The 9,365-nt window shown below is 71.1% G+C and carries 6 protein-coding genes; 4 read left to right on the top strand and 2 right to left on the bottom strand.

Going from position 1 to position 9,365, the window contains the following annotated elements:
• Positions 1–158: 158 nt before the first annotated feature.
• Both AB0O48_RS34365 and AB0O48_RS34360 read right to left on the bottom strand, forming a co-directional pair.
• Complete coding sequence (locus AB0O48_RS34365; RefSeq protein WP_357571542.1) at positions 159–812, bottom strand: MBL fold metallo-hydrolase; 654 nt, start codon at positions 810–812, stop codon at positions 159–161.
• 7 nt (positions 813–819) lie between these two features.
• Complete coding sequence (locus AB0O48_RS34360) at positions 820–1,536, bottom strand: maleylpyruvate isomerase family mycothiol-dependent enzyme (RefSeq protein WP_357251361.1); 717 nt, start codon at positions 1,534–1,536, stop codon at positions 820–822.
• A gap of 179 nt (positions 1,537–1,715) precedes the next feature.
• On the opposite strand from AB0O48_RS34360, the gene rsgA reads away from it, so the two are divergent.
• The 4 genes from rsgA (at position 1,716) to uvrC (ending at position 8,751) form a co-directional block, all read left to right on the top strand.
• On the top strand, positions 1,716–2,786 hold the full coding sequence (gene rsgA / locus AB0O48_RS34355; protein WP_357251363.1) for a ribosome small subunit-dependent GTPase A: 1,071 nt from the start codon (positions 1,716–1,718) through the stop codon (positions 2,784–2,786).
• A 165-nt stretch (positions 2,787–2,951) separates the two neighbouring features.
• Complete coding sequence (gene uvrA / locus AB0O48_RS34350) at positions 2,952–5,897, top strand: excinuclease ABC subunit UvrA (protein ID WP_357251366.1); 2,946 nt, start codon at positions 2,952–2,954, stop codon at positions 5,895–5,897.
• A 223-nt stretch (positions 5,898–6,120) separates the two neighbouring features.
• Positions 6,121–6,606: a Rieske (2Fe-2S) protein gene (locus AB0O48_RS34345; protein WP_357251369.1), complete on the top strand. Its 486-nt coding sequence runs from the start codon at positions 6,121–6,123 to the stop codon at positions 6,604–6,606.
• Positions 6,607–6,762: 156 nt separating this feature from the next.
• Entirely contained in the window at positions 6,763–8,751 is a 1,989-nt protein-coding gene (uvrC, locus tag AB0O48_RS34340) for an excinuclease ABC subunit UvrC (RefSeq protein WP_357571544.1), read from the top strand.
• Positions 8,752–9,365: the final 614 nt, after the last annotated feature.

The following is a 9,365-nucleotide window of genomic DNA, read 5'->3' as shown; positions in this document are numbered from 1 at the left end:
GTGCCCGGCTCCGGGCGGTCAGGCTTGATCCCTGCGCCGGGCACGGCAGGCCCCGCCCCCGTCGTGGGCGCTGCGCGTCCGTGCGTGCCTCGCCCGCCGGGGGGTTGAGAGATCTTGGTGGTTTTTGGTCGACGTTGATGTTGCTTATGTGGAGGCGGTTACCAGCCTCTTGCTTTCCACTGGGGGAGGGCTGGGCGCTCGGCTCCCAGGGTGCTGTCCTTGCCGTGGCCGGGGTAGAACCAGGTGTCGTCCGGCAGTTGATCGAACAGCTTGTGCTCGACGTCGTCGATCAGCGCGGCGAAGCGCTCCGGGTCCTTGTCCGTGTTGCCCACGCCACCTGGGAAAAGACTGTCGCCAGTCCAAAGGTGCGGGGTGCCGGCCGGGTCGCGGTAGAGCAGGGCGATCGAGCCCGGGGTGTGCCCCTTGATGTGGATGACCTCCAACGCGCAGTCGCCGACCGGCACGGTGTCGCCGTCGCCGAGACGCTCCGCCTCGATCGGAAGCCCGTCCGCGTCGTCGACGTGCACCAGCGCCCGCGCGCCGGTCTTGGCGACCACCTCCTCCAGGGCCACCCAGTGGTCCATGTGCTGGTGCGTCGTCACCACGGCGGTGAGCCCACCGTCGCCGATCAGCTCCAGCAACCGGGGCGCCTCGTTGGCGGCGTCAATCAGCACCTGGTCACCGGTGCCCGTGCAGCGCAGCAGGTACGCGTTGTTGTCCATCGGACCCACCGACAGCTTGCTGATGGTCAGCCCGTCCAGCTCGCGTACCGCCGGCGCGCCGCCGTGGGTGACGTCTCCGCTATATGTCATGACGCTTCTATATCCATTCCGGTGGAGTAGGCAGGGGGCCGTCGGGAGTGACGGAGAGCGGGCCGCCGTCGGCGCGGCCGATCAGCCAGGCGGCGAGGTCGGGCACGGCACCGGCGACGACCGGGGCGCCGACGCGGTCCCCGATCACCACCTCGTGCCCGCTGCCGTCCGGGCGTAGCACCAACGACGGCGGCGTCGGACCCGTCGAGTGATGGCTGGCGGCCTCCCGCAGCAGCCGGAGGGCGAACGTCTCCGACCAGTCCGCGGGTCGGTAGTCGGCGGCCAGGTCGAGGTGGTGCACCTCGATCTCGCGCAGCCGACCCCACACGAGCAGCGCGGCCGGCCAGGGTCCCCTACGCGCCTGCACCGTCGCCGCCCAGGCCTGCGCGGGCATCGCCGCGACCGCCTCGGCGAACAGGTCGGCGGTACGCCGCAGATCGTCCAGGTGCTCGCCGGATGGCCGACCCGAGCCGGACTCGATGTCGGTGGCGCGGGCCGCCAGCGAGGCGTACATCGGCAGTGCCTCGCCGGTGCGGGCCGACGTGAGCAGGTTGACGAAACCGTCGGCGTTGCGCGCCAGATGGGTCAGCACGTGGCCGCGCGTCCAGCCCGGCAGCAGCGACGCCGCGGCCAGGTCCGCGGCGTCGAACGACGCTGCGGTACGCAGGAGCCGGCTGGTGGCCGCGTCCACCTCACCCATCAGCAGGAGCGGATCCGTGGTCACCCGTCGACCCTAGCGGTCCGCCGCCCGCGCCGTCGCCGGGGAAATCGCTTTCGGCGTGCCGGCCGGCGACCTACCGTCAGCGGCAGACGCGGCACCGGGACATCGGACGGAGGTGGTGATCATGCCGGACGTGGCACGCGTGTTCCGCCATCACCTGCTCCGACACCGATGAGGATGCCATGACGATCGATCTGACCGCGCTCGGCTGGGATGCCGAGCGGGCGACGTACGCCGCGCGACGCGGCGAGCACCACCCGGGCCGCGTGGCCCGGGTCGACCGGGGGGTCTGCACGGTGCTCACGGCGGCCGGCCCGGTCCGGGCCAGCCTGGGCGGCGGGGTGCTGGCCGCCGCCGCCCGGGATCCGTCGGCGCTGCCCTGCGCCGGAGACTGGGTGCTGCTCACCCACTGGCCGGACCGGCGCGTCACCGCGGAGGTGGTACTGCCGCGGCGGGGCGCGCTGATCCGCCGTACCGCCGGCAAGGACGCCAGCGGCCAGGTGCTGGCCGCCAACCTGGACGCGGCCGCCGTGGTGGAGCCGGTGCACCCCGAGCCGGACGTGGGCCGTATCGAGCGACTGCTCGCCCTGGCCCACGAGTCCGGTGCCCGGCCACTTGTCGTGCTGACGAAGGCCGACCTCGCGGCCGATCCGGCCGCGTTGGCCCGCCAGCTTGCCGCGGTCGCCCCCGGGGTGCCGGTGCTGCCGGTCAGCGCCGAACGTGGCGTCGGGTTGGACCCGCTGCGCGCCGAGGTGACGCCAGGCCGCACGCTCGGTCTGCTCGGGCCCTCCGGCGCCGGCAAGTCGAGCCTGGTCAACGCCCTGGTCGGGGCGGTGATGATGCCCACACAGGCGATCCGGCGCGTCGACGGCAAGGGTCGACACACCACCACCTGGCGGGCCCTCGTACCGATCCCCGGTGGCGGTGCCGTGATCGACACGCCCGGGGTGCGCGCGGTGGGCCTGCTGGACGGCGCGGTCGGGCTCGACCGTGCGTTCGCGGACATCGCCGGTCTGGCGCAGGGCTGCCGGTACGCCGACTGCGGCCACGACGGCGAGCCCGCCTGCGCGGTCCGCGAGGCGCTGCAGACCGGCGAGCTCCCCACCCGCCGATGGGAGAGCTGGCGGCGCCTGCAGGGTGAGGTGGCCCAGGAGGGTCGACGGCGCGAGGCGCGGGTGGCGGCGGAGCGGCGCGGTGGGTGGCGCTCGGCCCGGCGACGGGCTGCCCGGCCTCCGTCGCCCGGCGGGTACTGATCGGCGGCCGACCGGGCTGAGCTGGGGGAATGTGCGGGCGGGGGAAACTGTCATACCTCGGGGCTAGAGTTGCCGAGGCGTGTTTCCTGCGCCCGCACGACCGCTCAGATCAACCCAGAGCGGGACAGATCCTTCGCTTCGTCTTCTCCCGGGAGTACACGCACCGTGGCCGACCGACTGATCATCCGTGGCGCGCGCGAGCACAACCTGCGTGACGTCAGTCTCGACCTGCCCCGGGACGCACTCATCGTGTTCACCGGGCTGTCCGGGTCGGGCAAGTCGAGCCTGGCCTTCGACACGATCTTCGCCGAGGGGCAGCGCCGCTACGTCGAGTCGCTCTCGTCGTACGCCCGGCAGTTCCTCGGCCAGATGGACAAGCCAGACGTCGACTTCATCGAGGGCCTGAGCCCCGCCGTCTCCATCGACCAGAAGTCCACCTCGCGCAATCCGCGGTCGACCGTCGGCACCATCACCGAGGTCTACGACTACCTGCGTCTGCTCTACGCCCGCATCGGCGAGCCGCACTGCCCGGTCTGTGGCGAGCGGATCTCCCGGCAGAGCCCTCAGCAGATCGTCGACCGGGTCCTCGCGATGGCCGAGGGCACCAAGTTCATGGTGCTCGCCCCGGTGATCCGTGGGCGCAAGGGCGAGTACGTCGACCTCTTCGCCGAGCTCCAGGCCAAGGGCTACGCCCGGGCCCGGGTCGACGGCGTGGTGCACCCGCTGACCGAGCCGCCGAAGCTCAAGAAGCAGGAGAAGCACACCATCGAGGTGGTGATCGACCGCCTCACCGTCAAGGCGAGCGCCAAGCAGCGGCTGACCGACTCGGTCGAGGCCGCCCTCGGCCTGTCCAGCGGTCTGGTGCTGCTCGACTTCGTCGACCTGGCGGAGGACGACCCGGACCGGGAGCGCCGTTACTCCGAGCACCTGGCCTGCCCCAACGACCACCCGCTCGCCATCGAGGATCTCGAGCCCCGGGTCTTCTCCTTCAACGCCCCCTACGGCGCCTGCCCGGAGTGCACCGGTCTGGGCACCAAGAAGGAGGTCGACCCGGAGCTGCTGGTCCCCGATCCGGAGCGCAGCCTGCGCGAGGGCGCCATCCAGCCCTGGTCCACCGGGCACAACCTGGAATACTTCCTGCGCCTGCTGGAGGCGCTCGGCGAGGCCCAGCACTTCGACGTCGACACCCCGTGGCGGGCGTTGCCGGCGCGGGCGCAGAAGACGATCCTGCACGGCTCCGACGACCAGGTGCACGTGCGTTACCGCAACAAGTACGGCCGTGAGCGCTCCTACTACACCGGCTTCGAGGGTGTGGTGCAGTGGATCGAGCGGCGGCACTCCGACACCGAGTCCGAGTGGTCCCGCGACAAGTACGAGGGCTACATGCGCGACGTGCCGTGTGCGGCGTGCGGCGGCGCCCGGCTCAAGCCCGAGGTGCTCGCGGTCACCCTCGCCGGCAAGAGCATCGCCGAGGTCTGCAACCTGTCCGTGGGGGAGTGCGCCGACCTGCTCGCCGGCATCGAGCTGACCGACCGGCAGAAGATGATCGCCGAGCGGGTCCTCAAGGAGATCAACGCCCGGCTGCGGTTCCTGCTCGACGTCGGCCTGGACTACCTCTCCCTGGACCGCCCGGCCGGCACGCTCTCCGGCGGCGAGGCGCAGCGCATCCGGCTGGCCACCCAGATCGGCTCCGGCCTGGTGGGCGTGCTCTACGTGCTCGACGAGCCGTCGATCGGGCTGCACCAGCGCGACAACCACCGGTTGATCGAGACCCTGATCCGGCTGCGCGGCCTGGGCAACACGCTGATCGTGGTGGAGCACGACGAGGACACGATCCGCACCGCCGACTGGATCGTCGACATCGGGCCCGGCGCGGGTGAGCACGGCGGCAAGATCGTGCACAGCGGCTCGGTCCCCGCACTGCTGAAGAACAAGGAGTCGATCACCGGGGCGTACCTGTCCGGGCGTCGGTCGATCCCGACACCGTCGACCCGCCGGCCGCAGGATCCGGGCCGGGAGCTGGTGGTGCACGGCGCGCGGGAGCACAACCTGCGCAACCTGACCGTCCCGTTCCCGCTGGGCCAGCTCATCGCGGTCACCGGGGTCAGTGGCTCCGGCAAGTCGACGCTCGTCAACGACATCCTGTACGCGGTGCTGGCCAACCAGATCAACGGCGCCCGGTTGGTGCCCGGCCGGCACACCCGGGTCTCCGGTCTGGAGAACGTGGACAAGGTCGTCGGCGTGGACCAGTCGCCGATCGGCCGTACGCCGCGCTCCAACCCGGCCACCTACACCGGGGTCTGGGACCACGTCCGCAAGCTCTTCGCCGAGACCACCGAGGCGAAGGTCCGCGGGTACGGCCCGGGTCGGTTCTCCTTCAACGTCAAGGGCGGGCGTTGCGAGGCCTGCTCCGGCGATGGCACGATCAAGATCGAGATGAACTTCCTGCCCGACGTGTACGTCCCCTGCGAGGTCTGCAAGGGTGCCCGGTACAACCGGGAGACCCTGGAGGTGCACTACAAGGGCAAGACCGTCTCGGACGTGCTGGAGATGCCGATCGAGGAGGCCGCCGAGTTCTTCTCCGCCATTCCGCCCATCCACCGGCACCTCAAGACCCTTGTCGACGTGGGCCTGGGCTACGTACGCCTCGGTCAACCCGCGCCGACCCTGTCCGGCGGCGAGGCGCAGCGGGTCAAGCTCGCCTCCGAGCTGCAGAAGCGCTCCACCGGGCGGACGGTCTACGTGCTCGACGAGCCGACCACCGGTCTGCACTTCGAAGACATCCGCAAGCTGCTGATGGTGCTGGAGGGTCTGGTCGACAAGGGCAACACGGTGATCACCATCGAGCACAACCTCGACGTGATCAAGACGGCCGACTGGCTGATCGACATGGGTCCGGAGGGGGGCCACCGGGGCGGCACCGTGCTCGCCACCGGCACCCCCGAGGAGGTCGCCGAGGTCGCCGAGAGCCACACCGGCGAGTTCCTGCGCCAGGTGCTCAAGCTCGACGGCGCGGCGGCGGGCGCGGCGGCCGCCACCACCCGGGCGGCCAAGGCCAACGGTGTCACCAAGGCGCGGGCGAGCCGCAAGGTGCCCGCCGCCGCACGGTGACCTCCACCTGCCAGAGTCCGGCGCGCGCGACGCCGGTCGGGTCGCCTGCGGCGGTCCGACCGGCGTCGCGCTGCCCGTGCCGTCGAGACCTGATCGGTCGAGGGGCACCCCGTCCCATTTCAGGTTCGGACGGATGCCGTGGTGAACCATCCGGCACAGTTGCTCGTGTGGACAAAGTGTGGCCGGCTCTTGACCGGCGCGGCGGGCTAGAGAGAGGCGAGGCATGAGTGACGATCAGGCGCTGACCGGTCCGGGTACGCAGACACGGCGCACCCTGCTCACCGGCGTCGGGGCGGTCGGCGCGGCCGTCGTCCTGGCGGCCTGCGGCAGTGACGACGGCGACAGTGGCAGCGATGCCCCCACCAGCGGTGGCCCGGCGGTGCCCAGCAGCGGTGACGCCGGCGGCGGCGACCGGCAGGGTGCCCAGTCCCTGGCGACCACGGCCGACATCCCGGTCGGTGGCGGCAAGGTCCTCGCCGCCCAGGGTGTGGTCATCACCCAGCCGGTGGCCGGCCAGTTCAAAGGCTTCAGCCCGATCTGCACCCACCAGAACTGCCCGGTGACGAACGTCGACGGCGGCACGATCAACTGCACCTGCCACAACAGCAAGTTCTCGATCGAGGACGGCTCGGTGAAGGCCGGCCCCGCCACCAAGCCGCTGCCTCCCAGGGACATCAAGGTCACCGGAGACCAGATCTCGCTGGCCTGACGGTTCGGGGGAGCGACCAGCGCGCCTCCGCCACCTATCGACTCGCGTTTCGGGAAGTCGGGGTGTCCGCGTCCAGCCGACACCCCGACTTTCCGGAAACCGAGTGGATCTAGCGCCGGCAACGGGCTGTCGGTGGTGCGGACTAGGCTTGTTGACGTGGCTGACCCCTCGACCTACCGTCCCGCACCCGGCACCATCCCGGAGTCACCGGGGGTCTACCGCTTCCGCGACGGGACCGGCCGGGTGATCTACGTCGGCAAGGCGAAGAACCTGCGCAGCCGGCTCAACTCCTACTTCGGCGACGTCTGGAATCTGCACGAGCGCACCCGGCAGATGGTCACCACCGCCGAGTCGGTGGACTGGATCATCGTCGGCACCGAGGTAGAGGCGCTCCAGCACGAGTTCACCTGGATCAAGCAGTACGACCCTCGGTTCAACGTCCGCTACCGTGACGACAAGTCGTACCCCTACCTGGCCGTCACCCTCAACGAGGAATACCCCCGGTTGCAGGTGATGCGCGGCGCCAAGCGCAAGGGGGTGCGCTACTTCGGTCCGTATTCGCACGCCTGGGCCATCCGCGAGACCCTCGACCTGCTGCTCCGGGTGTTCCCCGCCCGGACGTGCTCGGCCGGCGTGTTCAAACGCGCCGGTCAGGTCGGCCGTCCCTGCCTCCTCGGCTACATCGGCAAGTGCTCGGCGCCGTGCGTCGGCACCGTCTCCGCCGACGAACACCGCGCGATCGTCGACGGGTTCTGCGACTTCATGGCCGGGCGCACCGACACCATGGTCCGCAAGATCGAGCGCGAGATGACCGAGGCGAGCGAGCAACTGGAGTTCGAGCGTGCCGCCCGGCTGCGGGACGACGTGGCCGCGCTCCGCCGGGCCATGGAGAAGCAGACAGTCGTGCTGGGCGACGGCACCGACGCCGACGTGGTCGCGTTCGCCGACGATCCGCTTGAGGCGGCCGTGCAGGTCTTCCACGTCCGCGACGGCCGGGTCCGCGGCCAGCGAGGGTGGGTGGTGGAGAAGACCGAGGACCTGACCACCGGCGACCTGGTGCACCACTTCTGCACCCAGGTGTACGGGGGCGAGCAGGGCGAGGCCGACGTGCCTCGGGAGTTGCTGGTGCCCGAGCTGCCCGCCGACGCCGACGCGCTGGCGGAGTGGCTCTCCGAGCACCGGGGCAGCCGGGTGTCGCTGCGGGTGCCGCAGCGCGGCGACAAGCGCTCACTCATGGAGACGGTGGAGCGCAACGCGAAGGACGCGCTGGCCCGGCACAAGCTGAAGCGTTCCGGTGACCTGACCACCCGGGGCAAGGCGTTGGACGAGATCAGCGAGGCGCTGGGCATGCGTACCTCGCCGCTGCGCATCGAGTGTTTCGACATCTCCCAGATCCAGGGCACCGACGTGGTCGCCAGCATGGTGGTCTTCGAGGACGGGTTGCCCCGCAAGAGCGAGTACCGCCGGTTCATCGTCCGGGGCGCCACCGACGACCTGTCCGCCATGTCCGAGGTCCTCCGCCGCCGCTTCGCCCGATACCTCGACGCGAGGGCCGAGACGGGCGAGGTGGGGGTGGAGTCGGCCGACGACCCGGCCGCCCCGGAGGATGCGGTGGAGCCCCAGGTCGGCGTCCTGATCGATCCGACCACCGGCCGGCCGCGGAAATTCGCGTACCCGCCACAGTTGGTGGTCGTCGACGGCGGCGCCCCACAGGTCGCGGCCGCCGCGCAGGCCCTCGCCGACCTGGGCATCGACGACGTGGCGCTCTGCGGTCTGGCCAAGCGGCTGGAGGAGGTCTGGCTCCCGGACGACGAGTTGCCGGTCATCCTGCCGCGCACCTCGGAAGGGCTCTACCTGCTGCAACGGGTCCGTGACGAGGCCCACCGGTTCGCCATCACCTTCCATCGGCAGCGCCGATCCAAGCGGATGACCGAGTCGGCACTGGACCACGTGCCCGGCCTCGGGGAGGTGCGGCGCAAGGCGCTGCTGCGCCACTTCGGGTCACTCAAGCGGCTCTCCGCCGCAACGGTCGAGGAGATCACCGAGGTGCCCGGGGTGGGTCGACGCACCGCCGAGGCGATCCTGGCCGCCCTCGACAAGGACACGGCGACCGTCGAGAGCGCGGAAGCGGCCCCCGGCACCTGACATCGCCCTCGCCTCGTCCGCGGGCGGTCAGCCCCGCCACTCATGATCGTGCTCGATCCTGGTTGTAGTGGTGTCCTCCGCGCGTGGTCAGTCGCGGCACCGATGATCGTGCTCGATCCTGGTTGTAGTGGTCTCGTCCGCGCGGTGAGGGGCCTGTTTCCTGGATCGAGCACGATCATGGGGTGGGTGTCATCGCCGGGCGTATCGGAGGCGGTGTCGGGTGTTGCCACCGCGGTAACGATCCGCGCAGCATCAAGGGACTGCTGCCTCGCTGCGACCTGAGGCAGCACTCTCCGGAACGTGCGCGGGTCGTGGCTTGCGTGGGGTGCGGGTGCCGGGGGCCTGATGTCCGGTTCCGGGGGTGTCGGGGTGAGGTGGTTGTCTGGTTTCGCGCCCCGTGTCCTGGGGTCGGGGTCACCCTCGCGGCGGAATCGGTGGCCGGGCGGGGTCGTTATACCTGGCAGACCCCGCACAGTCAGGCCCACCGCAGCAGTCAGGGTCGCGGAGCGCGGCAGCCGGCGGGAACATCCGGCAGGCCGCCCCGGTTACATCCCCCGCACGGCCGAGCACCACCACCGGCCAACCCCCGGGCACGCGGAATGCGCCACCCCCGG

It is taken from the genome of Micromonospora sp. NPDC085948, assembly GCF_040686315.1.
Taxonomy (GTDB): Bacteria; Actinomycetota; Actinomycetes; order Mycobacteriales; family Micromonosporaceae; genus Micromonospora.
This window is presented reverse-complemented; position numbering and strand designations above follow the sequence as displayed.